Source organism: Klebsiella sp. K47 (genome assembly GCF_051858335.1).
Lineage (GTDB): Bacteria > Pseudomonadota > Gammaproteobacteria > Enterobacterales > Enterobacteriaceae > Klebsiella > Klebsiella pneumoniae.
On record NZ_JBPYUI010000343.1, the window covers coordinates 1 to 229 of the forward strand.

General features: G+C 54.6%; 1 protein-coding gene. It reads left to right on the forward strand.

Features of this window, described 5'->3' with window-relative positions; genetic code table 11:
- The coding region (locus tag RRF55_RS28310) for a hypothetical protein (RefSeq protein ID WP_439419341.1) at window positions 1-201 on the forward strand (201 nt) is incomplete at its 5' end.
- Between the last annotated feature and the right edge of the window lie 28 nt (window positions 202-229).

Sequence of the window (229 nt, forward strand, 5' to 3'; positions counted from 1 at the left end):
TCAGATGGCCATGCATTGTCATGGGGCATTGGATACATCTATCCGTTGTCTAAATCTACCGCCCTTTATGTCGCGACCGGGCGTGTCAATAACGACGACGGTGCACGCTTGTCGTTGAATTCCGGATCGCAGCGCGTCGGCGGCAGCGTATTCGGTTCAGACCCGCACTCGACGCTGGTCGGCATGAGGCTATGGTTCTGAGTTTTCAATCCCCTATGCCCTAACAGTT